Origin of the sequence: Anaeroglomus insulsum (genome assembly GCF_050689095.1) — a bacterium.
Classification (GTDB): domain Bacteria; phylum Planctomycetota; class Phycisphaerae; order Sedimentisphaerales; family Anaerohalosphaeraceae; genus Anaeroglomus; species Anaeroglomus insulsum.
The window spans coordinates 78,765-97,022 of sequence record NZ_JBOGCL010000007.1 but is presented as its reverse complement, the minus strand read 5'-3'; the positions used below and the strand labels follow the sequence as shown (position 1 = coordinate 97,022).

The 18,258-nt window shown below is 48.9% G+C and carries 20 protein-coding genes; 5 read left to right on the top strand and 15 right to left on the bottom strand.

The window, feature by feature from the left end; all coding sequences use genetic code 11:
* Positions 1-206 precede the first annotated feature (206 nt).
* The gene (gene thiE / locus ACQ9LF_RS07865) at positions 207-1,274 is read left to right on the top strand and encodes a thiamine phosphate synthase (RefSeq protein WP_462488839.1); all 1,068 of its coding nucleotides are present in this window, start codon (positions 207-209) and stop codon (positions 1,272-1,274) included.
* A 514-nt stretch (positions 1,275-1,788) separates the two neighbouring features.
* Positions 1,789-2,367: an ExbD/TolR family protein gene (locus ACQ9LF_RS07860; protein WP_462488838.1), complete on the top strand. Its 579-nt coding sequence runs from the start codon at positions 1,789-1,791 to the stop codon at positions 2,365-2,367.
* Between the two features lie 218 nt (positions 2,368-2,585).
* Here the strand turns inward: ACQ9LF_RS07860 and ACQ9LF_RS07855 are convergent, their stop codons facing one another.
* From ACQ9LF_RS07855 to ACQ9LF_RS07785, 15 genes are all read right to left on the bottom strand, one after another.
* On the bottom strand, positions 2,586-2,960 hold the full coding sequence (locus tag ACQ9LF_RS07855) for a hypothetical protein (protein ID WP_462488837.1): 375 nt from the start codon (positions 2,958-2,960) through the stop codon (positions 2,586-2,588).
* Between the two features lie 41 nt (positions 2,961-3,001).
* Positions 3,002-3,553: a transcription termination/antitermination protein NusG gene (gene nusG, locus ACQ9LF_RS07850; protein ID WP_462488836.1), complete on the bottom strand. Its 552-nt coding sequence runs from the start codon at positions 3,551-3,553 to the stop codon at positions 3,002-3,004.
* A 161-nt stretch (positions 3,554-3,714) separates the two neighbouring features.
* On the bottom strand, positions 3,715-4,698 hold the full coding sequence (gene xerC / locus ACQ9LF_RS07845) for a tyrosine recombinase XerC (protein WP_462488835.1): 984 nt from the start codon (positions 4,696-4,698) through the stop codon (positions 3,715-3,717).
* 59 nt (positions 4,699-4,757) lie between these two features.
* Positions 4,758-5,000: a hypothetical protein gene (locus ACQ9LF_RS07840; protein WP_462488834.1), complete on the bottom strand. Its 243-nt coding sequence runs from the start codon at positions 4,998-5,000 to the stop codon at positions 4,758-4,760.
* 220 nt (positions 5,001-5,220) lie between these two features.
* The gene (locus tag ACQ9LF_RS07835; RefSeq protein WP_462488833.1) at positions 5,221-6,156 is read right to left on the bottom strand and encodes a radical SAM protein; all 936 of its coding nucleotides are present in this window, start codon (positions 6,154-6,156) and stop codon (positions 5,221-5,223) included.
* A complete protein-coding gene (gene kdsA / locus ACQ9LF_RS07830) occupies positions 6,153-6,974 on the bottom strand; it encodes a 3-deoxy-8-phosphooctulonate synthase (RefSeq protein WP_462488832.1) in 822 nt (273 codons plus the stop codon). Before kdsA ends, ACQ9LF_RS07835 begins: the two co-directional genes overlap by 4 nt.
* Positions 6,975-7,011: 37 nt before the next feature.
* The gene (locus ACQ9LF_RS07825) at positions 7,012-7,974 is read right to left on the bottom strand and encodes a diacylglycerol/lipid kinase family protein (protein WP_462488831.1); all 963 of its coding nucleotides are present in this window, start codon (positions 7,972-7,974) and stop codon (positions 7,012-7,014) included.
* Between the two features lie 58 nt (positions 7,975-8,032).
* On the bottom strand, positions 8,033-8,569 hold the full coding sequence (gene cyaB, locus ACQ9LF_RS07820) for a class IV adenylate cyclase (protein ID WP_462488830.1): 537 nt from the start codon (positions 8,567-8,569) through the stop codon (positions 8,033-8,035).
* A 29-nt stretch (positions 8,570-8,598) separates the two neighbouring features.
* On the bottom strand, positions 8,599-9,636 hold the full coding sequence (locus ACQ9LF_RS07815; protein WP_462488829.1) for an MlaD family protein: 1,038 nt from the start codon (positions 9,634-9,636) through the stop codon (positions 8,599-8,601).
* Positions 9,633-9,899, bottom strand: coding sequence for a helix-turn-helix domain-containing protein (locus ACQ9LF_RS07810; protein ID WP_462488828.1), 267 nt, complete (start codon positions 9,897-9,899; stop codon positions 9,633-9,635). The genes ACQ9LF_RS07815 and ACQ9LF_RS07810 overlap by 4 nt, the downstream gene beginning before the upstream one ends.
* Positions 9,892-10,329 (bottom strand): ribonuclease P protein component, encoded by a 438-nt coding sequence (rnpA, locus tag ACQ9LF_RS07805; protein ID WP_462488827.1) that lies wholly within the window; start codon positions 10,327-10,329, stop codon positions 9,892-9,894. Before rnpA ends, ACQ9LF_RS07810 begins: the two co-directional genes overlap by 8 nt.
* Before the next feature lie 152 nt (positions 10,330-10,481).
* The gene (locus tag ACQ9LF_RS07800) at positions 10,482-11,450 is read right to left on the bottom strand and encodes a type II secretion system F family protein (protein ID WP_462488909.1); all 969 of its coding nucleotides are present in this window, start codon (positions 11,448-11,450) and stop codon (positions 10,482-10,484) included.
* A gap of 38 nt (positions 11,451-11,488) precedes the next feature.
* Positions 11,489-12,301 carry a PTS sugar transporter subunit IIA gene (locus ACQ9LF_RS07795; protein WP_462488826.1) on the bottom strand — a complete coding sequence of 271 codons (813 nt, stop codon included), beginning with the start codon at positions 12,299-12,301 and terminating at the stop codon, positions 11,489-11,491.
* Positions 12,302-12,316: 15 nt separating this feature from the next.
* Positions 12,317-14,071, bottom strand: a complete 1,755-nt coding sequence (locus tag ACQ9LF_RS07790) for a hypothetical protein (RefSeq protein WP_462488825.1) — start codon at positions 14,069-14,071, stop codon at positions 12,317-12,319.
* A gap of 181 nt (positions 14,072-14,252) precedes the next feature.
* The gene (locus tag ACQ9LF_RS07785; RefSeq protein ID WP_462488824.1) at positions 14,253-15,326 is read right to left on the bottom strand and encodes an acetyl-CoA carboxylase carboxyltransferase subunit alpha; all 1,074 of its coding nucleotides are present in this window, start codon (positions 15,324-15,326) and stop codon (positions 14,253-14,255) included.
* A gap of 336 nt (positions 15,327-15,662) precedes the next feature.
* On the opposite strand from ACQ9LF_RS07785, the gene ACQ9LF_RS07780 reads away from it, so the two are divergent.
* The 3 genes from ACQ9LF_RS07780 (at position 15,663) to ACQ9LF_RS07770 (ending at position 18,256) form a co-directional block, all read left to right on the top strand.
* Positions 15,663-16,544, top strand: a complete 882-nt coding sequence (locus tag ACQ9LF_RS07780; RefSeq protein ID WP_462488823.1) for a prephenate dehydrogenase — start codon at positions 15,663-15,665, stop codon at positions 16,542-16,544.
* A gap of 129 nt (positions 16,545-16,673) precedes the next feature.
* Positions 16,674-17,138 carry an RrF2 family transcriptional regulator gene (locus tag ACQ9LF_RS07775; RefSeq protein WP_462488822.1) on the top strand — a complete coding sequence of 155 codons (465 nt, stop codon included), beginning with the start codon at positions 16,674-16,676 and terminating at the stop codon, positions 17,136-17,138.
* A gap of 71 nt (positions 17,139-17,209) precedes the next feature.
* On the top strand, positions 17,210-18,256 hold the full coding sequence (locus ACQ9LF_RS07770; RefSeq protein ID WP_462488821.1) for a sulfate ABC transporter substrate-binding protein: 1,047 nt from the start codon (positions 17,210-17,212) through the stop codon (positions 18,254-18,256).
* The last annotated feature ends 2 nt before the right edge of the window (positions 18,257-18,258 follow it).

The window sequence follows — 18,258 nt, the reverse complement described above, 5'->3', positions numbered from 1 at the left end:
GGTCTGGCATAATCATTGCAAATTTACAAGACAATGTTTCGTCGTGTGGCATAATTAATCATGCTGGCTTTATATGCGATGAAGAGGGTATGAACTCCGACTCAGCTTCGGAAGAGGGTGTAATGGAGCCGTTTTCAAGGATTCGGCTCCTCTTTTTTTGCGCAAAAATCCTTTGATTTACAGGGCTTATCGCTATAATCCCCAGTATGGAAAAAGCTGTATATCGAATTTTGGATGCCAATTTCAACCGAGCCAGAGAAGCGTTACGGGGCATGGAGGAATATTGCAGGTTTGTTCTGAATAATTCCACCCTGTCTGGTCGTGTGAAAGCCCTGCGTCATGCGTTATGTCAGACGGTGGCCCAGTTGGAGCAGGGTAAGTTGCTCTGTTCGCGTGATTCGCAACATGATGTCGGCCAGGCACTTCGCTTTGAAGGACAAATGAAGCGTGTCACCCTGGAGGATTGTTTTGTAGCGTCGGCCAAACGTATCACCGAAGCCCTGCGTGCCATGGCTGAGGTTGGGCAGACGATCTCCCCATCGCTGTATGATGCCTTTGAAAAGCTTCGTTTCGAGGCATATACCCTTGAAAAAGATATTTATATTACAGGATTTGGTTATTTACGCATGAAAAAAGTCCGGCTCTATGTGCTGCTGACTGTAAAGACCGAGCAGGATAGACTGGCTTTGCCGGAATTAACCAAAGGATGCATAGCTGGAGGGGCGGATTGTTTGCAGCTTCGCTGCAAGGGGCTGCCGGATCGGGAGGTACTCAATCTCTCAGAAACCTTTGCGGATTTATGCCGGCAGGGGGAGGTTATCAGTATTATTAATGACAGTCCGGATGTTGCAATTCTCAGTGGTGCCGATGGTGTTCATTTGGGGCAGGATGATCTCCCCGTTGACAAAATCCGTCTGCTGCAGCCACGTCCTCTGATTGCCGGGATGAGTACGCATAACGTCGACCAATTGCGTCAGTCGCTCGTGCAGCCGTGTGATTATGTTGCGTTGGGGCCTGTATTTGCAACACAAACCAAATCCCACGAACCCGCAGCAGGGCTTTCTTATTTAATTCAGGCCATGGATATCCTCAAACAAAGTTCGATGAGCCATGTTGCGATCGGCGGCATAACATTGGATAATGTACACCAGGTATTGGAACAAGGTGTCTATTGTATTGCGGTATGCGGAGCCATTTGTTCCGCCGATTCTCCCGAGAAGGCCTGCCGGGATTTTAAACGGATATTGGACTCTTTTGTCTTGGATTGTAATTAGCAAATCGTGCCGATTTTTGGGCTAAATTTTGAGGTGTTTTGTTTTACGAACACATTGTCCACAAAAAATCAACACGAATGTACATACCGCAAAATCGAGGGTTACGATTTTACTATATATTGAATAATATACATACCGGTTGGTCTATTTTTTAATAAGCTATTCTGATATAGATTGTATGTTATTGTAAATCAATAATTTACGATTGATTTGTTCGTACTGTATAAAGTCTGAAGGTTTTTTTATTGCAAGCGGGGTGTTTCAAGTGGTCCATTTAGAGATAAAACAAGTCATTTATTGATGTTAAATATGCAAGTTTTTAACAAGTTTTCCACAGATCTTTTGCGGCCTATCATAATACTAAAACAGGATGGATATAATCAAAAAAAATTTCGATATCTTAGGCCCTTTTTTATGAATCATCCTAACGTCTTATTTGATAAAATGATAATCCGTTAATCAATCTGTATGGCATAAGCGTGTGATTTGAATATGTGCCGGCGGATAAATACGCTTGACAAAAAAGCTTGAATTCATGAGAATGCCAGTCCTGAATAGTTTGAATAGCAGTGAAATAGTAGAGCGTATGGCAAATCAGACATCAGCAAAAGGACTGGCCGGACAAGTCATTGGCGGCCTGATGCGGCGCGGCGGCGGGGGCATGGGGCTGCGTATGACGGCGATGATCGATGTTATCTTCCTGTTGCTAACCTTTTTTGTTCTGACAGCACGATTTCCCAGGCCCGAAGCGAATTTGCCGGTGGTCATGCCCAAGCCTTCTACAGAAACGGCTGCGGTTTCCGATAAAGGCCCTATGAAAATATATCTTAAGGCAATCCCTTCCGGCTGTCAGGTGACATTGGGCGAAACGAACCCAATTGAATTGTTACAGGATGACATCGAGGTTGGATTAGCGTCGGTTACAAATGATTTTCTGGATGCGGCCAAGTCGTTTAATATTGCAGAACATGGGCTTGAGTTATATTGCGAAGATGCTGTCGAGTGGGATTACGTGGTTAAGGTATATGATGTGCTGTATCGCTCCGGGGCGAGAAAGATTGCCTTTGTAACACAGGACAAAAAGAAGCCATAATGGTTATATAATTTCAAATAGGGAAGTTAGCGGGTGAAAACGATAGGGCAAATTGCAGTCATTCTGGTCGTCAGCCTGCTGGCGGCCCTGCTGGTTTGGCCCAGAAAGAAAAAACATTCCCCAGGAGGGTGCGGGGCAAATTGCACATGTCATCTAAAGGATGATTCTCACTGTCGCAAAAAGACTGAAGACCAGGACCGAGACGGTTGAATTCTCTTCTATTTGGGCCATCCTGCCCAGATAATCAGTATCCCAAAAGCCAGGGCGGTAAGACCCCAAACGCGAAAAATCCATTGCGGCTGCCGCAGGATATATTCAAAAAGTCTTTGGCTTCGCGTTTTGGGAATAAAAAACATCGAAAGGCTGCCAATGGTGGTCAGTATCCCGATCAGAATAATAATCCAGGGGCGAGTGCAGGATGTGGCCCTTATCAGGAACAGAATGCCGATAGCTGTCTTGATGCCGCTGGATAGATATAAAAAGGGCGTTTTTTTGCAGACGTGAAGGATTTTGCTCAGTACGGTTGGCTGCATGATGACGCTGCAGCCCATTGCCGCGGTAAACAGTCCGATCAAACAAATCAGATATGCCATGGCTTGTTTTTCTGCTATGAACAGAAACCTCCATTGGGATATTATTCAACGGGTTCAATCATATCTGCACTGATTTCCACACTGGTTGCCTGTCCGAGCATTTCGACGGCTAATACCAGTCTGAGATTTTTGTCACCCTGACGAACGACAAAACCTTCAGTGCCCATCAGCGGGCCTGCGATGACCTTGCATTTTTGTCCGACTTTGATGTATTCGTGCGGCTGAAGGGTCTTGCCTGCCAGCAGGGCCTTTTCGATGGGCAGCAGTTCTGCAACCAGCCTGGCCTGATCATACACAGGGATAACCGTTGCAATTCGGTTGGTTTTCAATACTTCCAGGCGGTCGTTTTCATTGCCGCAGAAAAAAACATAACTGGTAAAAACAGGCAGCAGTGAGCGGGTTGTCCGGCTGGTTTTCCGGCTGACCTTCCAGGACATCGGCAGGAAATACTGGATGGACTTGCCGGCCATGGCCCACGCCACGGCCTTCTCGTTGCGGCTGCGGGTATGGGCAACCCACCAAGTCCCTTGAAAATCAATAATAGATTTATCTTCCGGGTAGATAATCGGAGGATTCTGGCTTTCTTTAAGCATATTCTATTCCGTAAACCAAGTTGTGAATTCAAGCTTCTGCGTACCGGGCAAGATTATACAAAATATGCGGCGATTGTCCACTTTCAATGGCAAATAAAAAAGCCCATCCTGTGGGACGGGCTTTCGATGTAGGGGTTGACTTCTTACCATGAAGCGACTTCTTACCCCGTTATCGTTTCTCTTGGATGAGCATTGTGATACTGTTCTTTCATACGGCTGGTTGTTACATGGGTGTAAATCTGGGTAGTTGACAGGGATTGATGTCCCAGCAGTTCCTGGACGCTGCGGAGGTCGGCGCCGTTGTTGAGCATGTGGGTAGCAAAGCTGTGCCGCAGGGTATGCGGACTGATTGCCGGATCCAGGCCCGCCTCAATCAGATATTTATCCATTTTACGACGGACACTGCGGGTGCTGAGTCGTTTGCCGTGCTTGTTGGCAAACAGGACTTTGCTATCGAAAGCCGGGTCGCATTCCATCCGGCGATTGCGGTATTCCAGATAGTGCTGAATGGCCTGCAGGGCGCGAGAGCCAATGGGACAAATACGTTCCTTTTTGCCTTTGCCGCGGATGTGGAGGACTTCACTGAGAAAGTCCACATCGTCTAAGTTCAGCGCCACCAGTTCGCTGACACGCATGCCGGTGCTGTACATGGTTTCGAGCATGGCGCGGTCACGGGCACCCAGCCATGAGTCGGCGGGGGGGGTGTCCAGCAATTTCTGAATCTGTTCATATTCCAGGAATTTGGGCAGTTTCTTTTCCTGCTTGGGAGTCTTGATGGTGCTGACGGGGTTGTTTGTCAGATAGTGCCGTTTGACCAGGAATTTATAGAAGCTTCGGAGTGTCGCCAGCTTGCGTGCCAGGGTTGATTTGGAATACTGATGTTCATTCAGCGATGCCATATAGCTGCGAATGGTATTGACATCCGCTGCCAGCAGCAGCTGGTCCACTTTCTGCTCGGTCTGAACGGCTGTGGCAGTTCCACCATCGTTTCCGGATTCAGTTTGAGAGGCGTTATCGGTCGATTTCTGAAGATGGGCAACAAATTGCTCCAAGTCAGTACCGTAACAGCGAGAAGTATAGTCTGAAAAATGCTTCTCAAACTTGAGGTAACTGATAAATTCCTGAATGGTGGCGGCGTCTTTCATAGTCTTTTCCTTAGTTTTATCCGTTTACGGGGGCATCCCCAGACCAAATCCGTTTGGTATTATTGGAGAGATTGCATCGGATCCGGCAAGTCCCGATACAAAAGCTCATCGGCCTGACCTATCAGGGACTGGCTGAGTTTGAAGCTCAACACGGCGGCATCAAACCAGTCAAACCCGGATTTTTCATCCGAAGCAGCGGCAACCAGGGCGTCTAAAAGCTGAGCCTCGCATCCACTTTCATACCGGTAGATGTATTGCTGATCGCCTTTATTCAAAACCAGCTGCTTTTTGATTGCTTCCATAACGACTTCTCCAGATTATCAGAACAACTCTCCTATTCTTTTTTTATCGGGCTGAATGACAATCTCTTAAGTCCTATTTTGAAAAAAATGCAGAATTTATGGAACCTTCGTAAGCTCCATACAGGATTTATCGACCGATAACTTAAGGCTCTTCACGCAAAAATGCGGATTTATGGGAGGGTTTTTAGAGGGGAAGTCTATGATGGAGGACTTGAGTCAGTTATTTTGGATGCGGTTTGTAGTAAATATGTCCATCTCTTGTTTCAGAGATAATACATCCGGCATCAAGGAGTTTTTTTATGGCATAAAGTACGGCCTTTTTCTCTGCTCCCAGGCTGGAGGCCAAGCCCTCAATTGTGCAAGGACGCCGGACGAGGGTTTCCATGACGGATTCGGGTGTGCAGTCTGCCGAGCCGGTCTTGTCTTTGGGAAAATCGGCAATGACTTCAGCATTTCGGCCCAGTTTTTGTGCAATCTCAGCCATTTTTTGTGGTGAGACCGCTCGAATCTCAGGATGAGCAGTGGGACGAACTGCTGTATTGAGCTGTACTTTATCGGGTTTGATTTGGTCAATGATATGCCCGAGATTATGCAGCGCTGCATCTGAGGTATTGATATCTTCACAAATGAACACTTCCAGCCAGAGTTGTCCCTGATAGATGTGTCGGAAAGCGATGAGGCCTTCGACAAATCGGGAGAAATCTATTTCCGGATGGGGATGGTTTAGTTTCTGAAACGTTTCGCTGTCGCCGGCATCGAGAGAAGGCAGCACGACATCCGCTTTGGCGCAATCATCTCTCACGTCCGGCCGCCAAAGCAGACTGCCATTGGTAATGACTGCAACCGGAATGGTTGTCTGTTCGTGGATGCGGTCAATCAGCCAACCGAGGCCAGAATTCAGGGTTGGCTCTCCTGAACCGCTGATTGTGATGTAATCCGCTTTCAACCCCGTCTGGAGGCGATGCTGAATCTCGGCCAGGACATCCTGCAATGGGACGTATTCTTTGCGTTCAATCGATTGTGTTGCATCCATGCCCAGCTGGCAATACAGACAGTTCTGTGTGCAGGTTTTCAGCGGTACAATATCTACACCCAGACTCAGTCCCAGTCGGCGGGATGGGACGGGGCCAAACAGATATTTTTCTTTTTGACTCATTTGCGGATCAGGTCAAAAATGGTTTTACAGGTTTTAATCAGGGATTCGACCTTGTGCAGCTCCAGCATACAGGCGGCATCACAAAGAGCCTTTTCCGGTTGCGGGTGGACTTCCATAAACAGGGCGTTGGCGCCTGCGGCAACTGCAGCTCGTGCAAGGACCGGAGCCAGCTCACGACTGCCCCCGCTGGCCTGGCCAAGCCCGCCTGGACGCTGCGTGCTGTGGGTACAGTCAAAAACCACAGGACAATCCAGCGATTGCATCTCCGGGATAGCGGTCATGTCATTAACCAGTCGGTTGTATCCAAAAAAAGTACCGCGTTCGGTCAGCATGATTTGTGTATTTCCGCACTCCCGGACTTTGTTGACGGCATTTTTCATTTCGGAGGGAGATACGAATTGTCCCTTTTTAACATTGATGACTTTGCCGGTTTTAGCGCAGGCTGCAAGCAGGTCGGTCTGACGGCATAAAAATGCGGGAATTTGAAGGACATCAACGACTTTGGAGGCGGGTTGAGCCTGATTCGGTTCGTGGATATCCGTCACCAGCGGCAGGCCGGTTTTGGCTTTGATGTGAGCCAGCGTTTTTAAGCCCTGTTCCAGACCCGGACCGCGAAAGCTGTTGATACTGGTTCGATTGGCTTTGTCAAAACTGGCTTTAAAGACGATCTTTACGCCGGTGTTGCGGCTGATACGGACTAATTCCTGGGCAATCTCGAGACACAGGCCTTCCTCTTCGATGACACAGGGGCCTGCCAACACAAAAAATTCGCCCTCTAATCCAGCCTGGATATTTCCGATTTGAAACTGATTTGCCATAATTGAATTCCTGTTTCGTTTCTATGGGATGCCCGCCTTAGCCAATCATTCTTCGGATGCGTGTACGAATTCCGGCCGGTTTTGCCCCGGGGGGAACAACGACCTGAATTGCGGCGGGGATAATACTGATGTCCACAGGCAGAGCCGGGCCGGGATCACCATCTAATTCAGTGGGGATGTGGTTGACAGAGGATTCGATACGAATCGATTTGGCCTGTGTATAGAGCGTGTTTCTGGATTTCAGATGGGTTTTCAGCACCGTACAAGCTGCATGTTTGAGCAGTTTCCAGCAGCTTGCACAGCGAAAGATACATACATCCAGAAGGCCATCGCTGTAGTTGGCTTTTTTGAGAATCTCCAGACCGATTGCATATCGCGAAATATTACCGACAAAAACCAATCCCGGACCTTCGAAAAAAGCATTGCCGTCAATAAACACTTTCATCGGCGGGAATGTATAATCCCAGAATGTTCTCCAGATTGGCCAGAAATAGGTCAAATGGCTGATATGGCCTTTGCGGACGGCCTGGACACGCTGCACGACCTTTCCGTCGAAGCCGAATCCGGCGATTGAAGTAAAGTAGATATCGTTGGCCTTACCCAGATCCAGAGAGCGCAGCTGGCCGTTTTCGAAGGCGTTGATGACCGTTTCCAGACGAACATCATAGCCCAGTTCATTGGCCAGCAGATTTTCCGTCCCGCAAGGCAGAACCAACAGCGGTTTCGCTGAACCGCTCAGGCCGCAGACCACCTCCCGGATGGTGCCATCTCCGCCGGCGCCAACGACCAGCGAGCAATCGGGATTGGCCGCGGCCTGCTGGGCCAGTTGCCGGCCATGTTCAAGGGATCGAGTAAACTCGACTTTGAGCGGATAGCCTTTTTGGTCCAGATAGGCGCGGAATCCGCTGACCAGCCGCTTGTTGCTGCTGGCTCCGGATTTCGGATTGACAATCAGGGTAATTAAGCCGTTTTTGGGTATCATTTCTGTACTATCATCCACACAGTCATTTCTGTTGATGAACAAGAACAATACCCCGGAATGTGAAAATAATCAACCCTCATTTGCCAAGATTCAGCCGGGCAGCCATCATCCGGGCATAACCTTCGGAGACATGATTGGCGGGATTAAGCCCCAGTTTGACGAGGACGGACCGGACAACGTGTTCCGATGGGCCTTCCACTTCAACGAAAAGACCTAATTGGGAGACCTCGTCCAGGCAGATTTCACAGTGATCCAGCAGCCAGATTTGACGGGTCTTTTGAATGGTGAGGCTTTCCCGAAAACCGAGACTTCGAAAAATGGTTACCAGAGCCTGTGCGTCATCGAGTTGAACTTGATATTCCGGGCGGGACTTGAAGGCGGATTCCTGGCGGGGGCCTTTGTAGGTTAGAATGGTCTGCGGGGGCTGGGTATCCGAAAGGCGTTTGCGAAGACGAAGACCACAGTCTTTTTTTATCAGTTCCACGGCACCATTATCAAAGTAGATGTCTTCTTCCCGCACGGTGTCTTTGGGGACAGCCTTCAGACCTTTGAGCTTGTCGGCGATGGGTTTTAAATCAGCAACCGGAATTTTGGCTTCGATTTCCAATGCCATGGATTATATCCACAGAATGTTCTGACACACTACCATTTGATGCGAATGCCTTTTTCGCGTGCATCCGCTGCCCATTTTTTAATTTGCTCCAGCGCCATTTCGAGTTCCTGAGAGCTGTCGAGCAGATTTTCAAACAGTCGGCCGTCATTGAGCATCCTCCCCATGGACCCTTGGCCGTCGTTGAGCTTGGCCAGAATCTGCCGGAAATCCCGGATGCCCGTTTCCAGTTCCTGGGTGGTGTTGATCAGATTCTCATACAGCCTGTCGTCGTTGAGCAGTTTGCCCAGAGAGCCTTTGCCGTCATTGATGGTTGTCAGGGTCTGCTGAAAATTCGCGATGGCCGTATTCAGGTGATCGGCAAGACGAACAATCTGCTGGTTTCCGGTTGTGGAAAACTGCTGGATGGACTGGAGTGTTTCCCCGGCCTGTTCGGATACAACGCTGACGTGAGCCAGTGTCTTTTTAACGTTGGCGATGTTATCCGGATCTCCGATAATGCGATTGGTATTGTCTGAGAGGGTTGTTATGGATACCAGCAGGTGTTCGAGCTTTTTCTGAATTTCCGGCGGGAAGAAGTCGCTGCTCAGTCCCATCGATCCATTCAGAATCATCTGGTCGCACAAAAATTTGGTTCTTGGCTGATCGGCAATCAGGGGTTCCGGCAGCTCATCCGAATTGGCCTGTAATTCGATAAAACTGCTGCCCAGTCCTCGTTTCATGAGTTTGACATCTACGTTGGATGGGATATTGCGATATTTTTTGTCAATGGCCAGGGTAACATGCACTTCGTGCCAGGCCTTGCCGGTAGTCTGGTCTTCCACATATTGGGGAGGGCTGACGACCACGACACGCCCAATCTGATAGCCGCAAAACTGTACAGGGGTTTCTTTCTGGACGCCGGGGGCTTCGCGAAATTTGACAAGCACATTAAACGATTTGGCCTGGCTGACGAATAGCGGCAGGTCTCGGAACAGGTTCAGCAAAAAGATAAAAAGAATAAACGCCACCAGCACAAACAGGCCGACGATAAAATTTCGTCTTTTTTGAATCGTGTTATAATCAGTCATGGTTCCAGCGTCTTTTCTGTTTTTGAGGGTTGAAAAAACAAGTCACGTATGGCTCGAAGCGGGTAGCCGCTCTGGTTGAGCTTTTTAATCATCCGGATTTTATTGATTGCCTCCTCGTCAAAGAGCCGTCTGCCGGTGGGGGTAGTCTGTGTCGGTTCCAGCAGGCCGATCATCAGATAATACTGCACCGTCTGTCTGGACACGCCGGCCCGGCTGGCGGCGAGTCCGATAGCGACCATCTTTTTATCGTTGGCATCAGGCATCCGAAGCGGAATCTCTGTCGTTACATTGTCTGGTTTTCATGGAAACAAGCCGTCGTGTTACCTTCTCGACCAATTCCATAAAAAGTGTTTCATACTGGTTATAGGACATTGTCTGGAGGTTATCCATTCTATCCGATTCCGTTTTTTTCGACATTTTAGGCGAAATAATTAAGACATAATCCGCAGATGGATAGAGATTGTGCTGGTTGAGTCTAAATGCTTCGCGGGCAAGGCGTTTAAGCCGATTTCGGAGGATGGGTTTGCCAGTCGTTTTACTGATGGAGACTCCGAAACGAGGTGTTCCAGAGGTATTGATGCAGGCAAAAAGACGAAACGGTCCCCGCCCGGCCGAGATTTTGGCCGCCAGAATCTGCTTAAAGTCTTCGTTGGAGCAAATACGCTGGGATTTTTTGTAAAACAATCGTTTCAAAAAGACCTCTCAAATCAGGGAATCATTCTTAAGGGGGACTCTAAAAAATGCTTTTGAGCGGCAAAAAGAGTCCTTTGTCCGCCAAAATGGATGATTAGAGGACCCCTAAACTATATCGGCAAACCAGAGAAACGAAACCAGCAAATGTGAGATTAAAATTGAGTGGGGAGGCTACCGTAAATCTGGGAAAACAGCTTGAGAATTATATAGGCCATAATGCCCATCAGACCAAAATAGAACAGCTTGGGGAGCCAATTGGCGATGAGTTCAAACCGAAAGCGAGCCTTGTCCAGATAAATTTGCCCCAGTTTCTCGGACGCATTATCCAAATTGCCGGATTCTTCTCCGATGTTCCACAGTTCCAGGAATTCCACATCGAGATTTTGGCTAAAACCCTGTGACATGGGGGTACCATTTCGGGCAGCATCGTATCCGCCTTTAAGGCGATGTTTGATAGCTTCATTGCCGCAGGATTCATGAGATAGCAGAGCACATTCGATGATTGGGACGCCGGCTTTATACATGATGGAGAAGGTGTAACAGAAGCGTCCTATGGCCAGATACCGCAGTGCTGAGCCGAGCATGGGGATCCTCAGGAACAGTTCATCGAAGACGCGGCGAACCAAGCCTTGCTGCGGGAAAAATCGGCAAATCAGGCCGATCAAAATGACAGGCCCATAAAAGAATGACAGGATAGTCAGGACGCGAGGAAAATAGGTGCTCCAGTCCATTCCGCTCAGGGCGATCAGTGGAATAGGGAGGATGAAAGCAGCAAGATGAATAATAAAAATTGGGTAAGCCAGATCTGCTATTATTAGTCGCTTGAGTTTTCGGCGGAGTTCATACCACTGGCTCAGACTGTTTAACACTTCGGCCAACTGGCCGGTTTGTTCGCCGATTTTAGTGAGGGTGATATCCAGTTTGGCAAAGTAACGAGGTCGCCTGGACATAGATTCGGATAATTCGTATCCGCCGCTGACTTCCCGCTCAATCTCAGACAGATGCTTTTTCCATCTCCTGGATGCATTGTTTTGCACGGTGTGCAGAGCACGAAGAATCGGAAGTCCCGCTGAAAGAAGCGTGGATAAGTTCTGGTACAGGTTAATCCGAAAATCAGCCATGGACACTCAGGCAAGCTCCTTAGCCGGAAAACGATTCGTCAGGCTTCCAGCATTCCTGCGCAAAAGGCAAGCTCCTGCACGGTCACCAATATCCCGCTGCATTTGGACAGGCTGCCTGTAATCGTTTCAATTCGACGAATGATTTCATTACTGAGCTTGCGCTCAACAATGGCGACGATCATTTTGCAGAATTCCGGATGGTCATGATTGGACGCAGCGGCAAAAAGCGGGATGGCTTTGAGATACTGATAGATATTCTGCGAATCCACGACAGACAAGGATGCCCCCTCGATACCTGCGATGGAACCCAGGATTTTTTCAAACGTCAGGCGATCCTGAATGAAGATATGCAATTGATTTTTTTTGCCCGGTTCATAGGTCGGAATATCCCCTTCAGCAGCCTGGAGAAACTTTTCATAGAGCGCCTTGGCAGTTTTGGCGGCGATCATTTTCCGGACCAGAGCGGCATCCTGAAGAGCCTGCGAAATGGAAGACAGCAACCGGATGTGTGTGGTACTGTCTGTGGTCGGGGCGATGATGAAAATAACCAGATGCACCTTTTTGTGATCGGGGGCATCAAAATCTACGCCATCGGGGATGGAAATTAATCCCACTACGAAATCGTGGACATTTTTCAGGCGGCAATGGGGGATAGCAATACCGTTACCGAAAGCCGTGGAGCCAAACGTTTCACGATCCTGGAGGGCTTCCAGAATCGTCTCTTCGGAAATGTTGCGGCATAGAGGGCTTTTCCCGGCAAGTGCGGCAATTTCACATAAGACCATGGCCTTGTCTTCAACCGAGGCTTGAGCCCGGATGCACTCCACGCGAACTACGTCAGATAACTTCATTCCACCATTTCCTGTCTAAAATCCCAGATTCATCGGAGCTGCACCTGCATCAAGGCTGTTGGGTTCGGCGGCAGCGGCTTCTTCCGTAAAGCCTTTGGCTTTCTGTTCCTCCATGGCCTTTTGTTCCTGATCGAGGAAGGGGATAATCAGGTTGTCCCCGGCATATTCCAGTTTCAGATCAGCGATGCGAGCAAGCAGTTTTGTGACTTCTTCTTCCTGCGCCGGGCCGCGAAGTCTGCGCCAGTCGATGAATTCTTTTTTAATCCCTTCCAGAATCATGGCGGTGTCCACCGGCAGGGTCGGGATAAAGTCCAGGCCTTTGGTCAGGAGCATGGCCGTAGCGGACTGATTGAACATCATGCCGTATTCTTTGGCTTTCTGCATGAGCTGTTCCAGTTCGGCATCAACTTTCTCAGCGGTGTCAAAATCGCTGAGGCGGTCGGCCAGGCGGCTCTTGTTTTTGAGTGTCAGCATCTGAGCTTTGAGGGCTGCCAATTCCGCTTCTTTGGCACCGGTCCGAAGCTGACCGCTGGCGGCAAAGGCATCGTCAAATGCTTTTCGAGCCAGTTCAAACGCTTCCATGGCTTTTTGGGCCAGCGTTGCATCCGGAGCAGATGCCACCGGCGAAGTGATGCCTTCGGGGACTACAGTCTGATAGGTTGCCAGGATGCCTTCAAGGCGTGTTCCCATGTCTGAGGTATAAAGGACTTTCTGGGAGTAGAGTGAAGCCAGCAGGGCATAAGCATTCCCCAGGGACATGCTCAGATTGGGTTCCAGTTGTCGAGCATTGATTTGTTTGAACTTGGCGATGGCCTGTTCGACAGCGGCGATCACGGCGTCGGTTTTCTGCAGATGCTCCTGGATCTGTTTTGTCAAGATTTCTGTTTGTTCGGCCAGGGCTTTTTTCCCGGCGGCAATCTCCTGGGCCAGTTCCTGCTGCTGAACATGCAATTGTTCACGAGACGAAGATGTCTTTAATGCCTGCAACTTGTCTTGTGCGTTCTGCAAGTCATTTGAAAGACGTTGAAGATGAGGCTGGATAATGGCCAATTGCGAATTGACCTGTGCCAGGGCGTTTTCTGCATCTTGAGCTTTCAGGGTAAAAGGCTTTTTCTGGTCTTTGATATCAAAAGCAGCCTTTTCGAGGTCGGCTTTCTGCTGGCCGGAAGCCGTATTGGCCTGCCGGAGCAGGTCGTCAGCCTGCGATTCAAGGGCCAGCATTTTATCGCGGTTTTCGGTGAATTCGTTCTCAAGAGCGGCTTTCTTTTCGGTGAGTTGTTTGACATCCGCCTGAGCCTTGACAATTTTGCCTTTGAGGCTGGTTGGTTCCTGCTCGGTGCCAATCCAGGTCTGGAGTTCGGAGATTTCAGCATCCGATAAGGACAGAAGTTTCTGTACCCGTTCGGACTGAGCAGTCAGGTCGGCCAGTTGTTCCAGTTTGAGATTGAAGGCTTCGATGGACTGATTCAGGGTGTAGGTATCAATCTGCAGCTGAGCACGATCCTTCTGGGCCTGTGTGATCATCAACCCGGCGGTACTGAACAAAGACGAGCTTCCGGTAAGACCGGTTGGGCGGGTGCTGGACAGGGCTGCCTGGAGAGACTCTTGAGCAGCCTGTGCATCCCGATTTTTGTTGTATTGGGCCAGGGCGGCTGCAGTACTTTTTTGAAGTTTTTTAGCGGCGGCATCTTCGGGATTGTCTTTGCAGCTTGCCAGACCCACCATGACGACACTGACCATCAGGGACGAAATCACTTGAGTATGTTTCATACGTCTCACCGGAAATCTCCATAAATAAAGCCTTTAGGTGTTCGTATGGTACCCACGGGGGGCTATTTCTGTCAAGACATTTTCTGACAGGCAGATAAATGAGGGAAAATGACCAATCCAGTCGGTATCCGCAGACAGATTGGCCTATCCACAGGGCCCAAGCCCCCCTTTGTATTGCTGGTTATTGCTGAATGGGGGCCGGCTGCATGTTTTGGGTAATCTGGACTTTGGCCGATAGCCGGTCTGGTATTGTTGGAGCCTCCTGGGAGGTCAGTTCAACGCAATTCTGGCCAAAGGAGCGAATTTTCCGATAGCGTCTGTCAAGAAGAGTATCTATTTTGAGACGTTTAAGCTCTGCAAGTGATTTTAAGAGGAACTGTTCAACGTTATAAATGGTATCGTGAACATTGCGATGAGCGCCCCCCAGAGGTTCGGGGATGACTGCATCAATTAGGTTGAGCTGCATAAGGTCTTTGGCCGTGAGCTTCAGGGCTTCGGCGGCCTTGGGAGCCTGGGAGCCGTCATGCCAGAGGATGGCTGCACAGCCCTCCGGTGAAATGACCGAATAGTAAGAATATTGCAGCATCGCAAGTTTATCCCCAACGCCAATGCCCAGAGCACCGCCAGAACCGCCTTCGCCGATGACAACGCAGATAATCGGTACCCGTAACCGCGACATTTCCATCAGATTGACTGCAATCGCCTGGGCCTGGCCGCGTTCTTCGGCACCGATGCCGGGGTAGGCGCCCGGGGTGTCAATCAACGTGATAATGGGCAGGCCGAATTTCTCTGCCAGCTTCATTTTCAGCAACGCCTTGCGATATCCTTCCGGGTTGGCACATCCGAAATTGCAGGCAATCTTTTCTTTAATATCTTTGCCTTTGTTCTGGCCAACAATCATGACCTTCTCACGTCCGATTTGGCCCAACGCGGTGACAATGGCACGGTCATCGCCATAACAGCGGTCGCCGTGAAGAATTCGGACATCCTTAAACAACAGACTCAGATAATCACTGAGCAGAGGACGCTGGGGATGGCGGGAAACCTGGACCGTTTGCCAGGCCGACAGATTGGCGTAAATGTCTTTCAGCAACTGGGTTTGCTCTTTTTGAAGCTGGCGAATTTGGGGGCCATTGGGGCCCTGCAGGGAATTGTCCTGTTTACGCAGCTCTTCGATTTGCCGGTCCAGCCTGGCAATTTGATCTTCAAAGGGTAAATAAACAGGCGCAGACGATTTTATTTCTACTGCAGACATATTGTCTTTTTGTTCCTTAAGAGTCCTAATTATAAATTTACTTTAAGATTAATGTCCCCCGACAGGCATTGCTTTCAATGGTTGCCCGAAGAGGCTTGCATATTAATACACGCTTGAAATTTACTGCTTTGCCAACGCATTAGCAAAGGATATATAAAACATCCGTTTACGCCGAAGGTAAACAGAAGAAATATGCGAGTTATTGCCTCTGTAATTACAATAATTATGCAGATAATATAGCATTTTTACTGTCCGATGGGAAGAAAAAAATTGACTTGGCAGTCTATTGGCGTTACTTTCTGGAGGAACAGTTGTGTTTGCAGGGAAACATATAAAATGTTTAAATTAAATGGGTTGCAAAAAATCAGCGTAATTGGCATGGGGTTGCTTGGGGCCAGTGTGACCATGGCTTGTCTGCGTGCTTTTCCGAAAGTTTTTACGGTCGGCTACAGCCATCGTGCGTCCACCCGGCACAAGTCACGTCAGTTGAACGTGGCCAATCAGATTGCCGAAACGCTGGAAGAGGCTGTGTGTGATGCGGATATTGTGATTCTGGCGACCCCAATTTTAACATTTGAAACTTACTTTGGTCAGATTGCTCCTTTTTTGAAGCCGGGGGCGATCGTAACTGATGTTGGCTCAACCAAAGCTCTTGTTCATCAATGGGCCGATAAAAACCTGCCCCGAAATGTTTATTATGTGGGTTCCCATCCCATAGCCGGGTCGGAAAAGCGGGGCGTGGAGTATGCTCGCGACGACCTGTTAACGTCGGCCAGATGTATTCTGACCCACACGGTCAAAACCAATACTCACGCAATCCGATTATTGCGACAGTTCTGGTCGGAATTAGGCTGCAATGTGGTGACTCTGGACCCTAAAAAACATGATCGGATCTTTGGCCTGATTAGTCATTTGCCGCATGTTCTGGCAGCTGCTTTGATTAATAGCAGCGATTTTGAGGATATGAAGTTTGCTGGCAAGGGATTTATTGATACCTCCCGGATTGCCTCCGGCCCGGCCGATGTCTGGATGGATATTGTGCTGACCAATCATCACAATATTGTGAAAGGACTTGATCGGGTTATCAGGCAATTGAATATGATGAAAAAGGCGATCTCTGCCCAGAATTCAGACAAAGTGAATCAGCTTCTGGAATCGGCTCGTGCAAAACGTGAAAAATTAATTGCGTATAAACTCAAGAAACGCGAGCTGCTTTAGGCTTTTTTTAATTAAAGCAAGATATTGTCTTGAAATAAGCTCCATTCGAAAGATTTTATATTTTTAAATTGACTGAGATGGTGTTTTGTGTTAATATACGACCATATAAGTCGTACTAAGGTGTGGCACATGAAAATATCGATGAAAACGGATTATGCGTTGCGGGTGTTGTTTACGCTGGTGGAAGAATATCAGCGTGGTCCGATTCCGATTCGGGAGCTGGCTGACCGCAACAAGGTCCCCAAGCGGTTTCTGGAGCAGATTATGCTCGAGATGAAATCCCGGGGCTGGGTTCAGAGTGCCATGGGCAAGCAGGGCGGTTATATCCTGGCTAAAAGCCCAGATAAAATCACAGCAGGGGAGGTCATACGGCATTTTGACGGCGTATTGGCACCTATTGGCTGTGTTTCGGTTTACCATTATGAATCCTGCTCGCAGGAGCCGGTGTGTCGTTTTCGCAGACTGTTTTTGGATGTGCGTAATCATACAGCCCAGTTGATGGATTCAGCGACTCTGGAAAGCATTTATCGAGGTGTTCCGGTGCGACGGGAGGAAGTTTTTAATTTGGAGTTGATTGGCGGAGCAGGGATATAGTTTTTTTGTTTTTTAAGTACGACTAAAATGGTCGAATAAAAGCGTGAAAGACCCATTAGCAGGAGAAGAGTATGGCTATCCAATCATGGATCAAAACAATTGTATTGGGCGTATTGGCGTTGAGCATTCCGGGCTTTGGCAAAGACATCAAATTGCTGAATGTGTCGTATGACCCAACGCGGGAATTGTATCAGGAGTTTAACAAGGAATTTGCAGCGTATTGGAAGGAAAAGACCGGTGATACGGTGGTGATAAACCAGTCGCATGGCGGTTCCGGCAAGCAGGCCCGTGCCGTCATCGATGGACTGGAAGCCGATGTGGTGACCCTGGCTTTAGCGTATGATATTGATGCCATCGCGGACAAGGCCAAGCTGTTTCCCAAAACTTGGCAGTCCCGGCTTCCGCATAACAGTTCGCCATATACCTCGACGATTGTGTTTTTGGTGCGCAAAGGCAATCCCAAACAGATTAAAGACTGGGATGACCTGATTCAGCCGGGGGTATCGGTCATTACGCCCAATCCCAAGACCTCCGGCGGTGCCCGCTGGAATTATCTGGCAGCCTGGGCGTTTGCCCTGGAACAGTATAAAACCCGGCATCCGGAGCACAACGATGCGGAGCAATCCACAGAGGCCGATGCCTATGCACGCGATTTTGTCAGCAAGCTGTTCAGGAATGTTCCGGTATTGGATTCCGGCGCCCGAGGCGCTACCACCACCTTTGTGCAGCGGGGAATCGGCGATGTCTTTTTGTCTTGGGAAAACGAGGCCTTCCTGGCAATCAAGGAATTTGGTGCCGATCAATTTGAGATGGTTATTCCATCCCTGAGTATTCTGGCAGAACCGCCGGTTACGGTTGTGGATAAGGTTGTGGATCGCCGCGGGACGCGCGAGGTGGCTGAGGCTTATTTGGAATTTCTCTATTCGGAAAAGGGGCAGGACATTGCCGCCAGGAATTTTTACCGTCCGCGGCTGGAATCGGTCGCCAAAAACTATGCCCAGCGGTTCCCCAAAATAAAAATGATTACGATTGATGAGGTCTTTGGGGGCTGGCAGAAAGCTCAGAAACGCCATTTTGATGACGGCGGAGTCTTTGACCAGATTTATGGAATTAAATAATC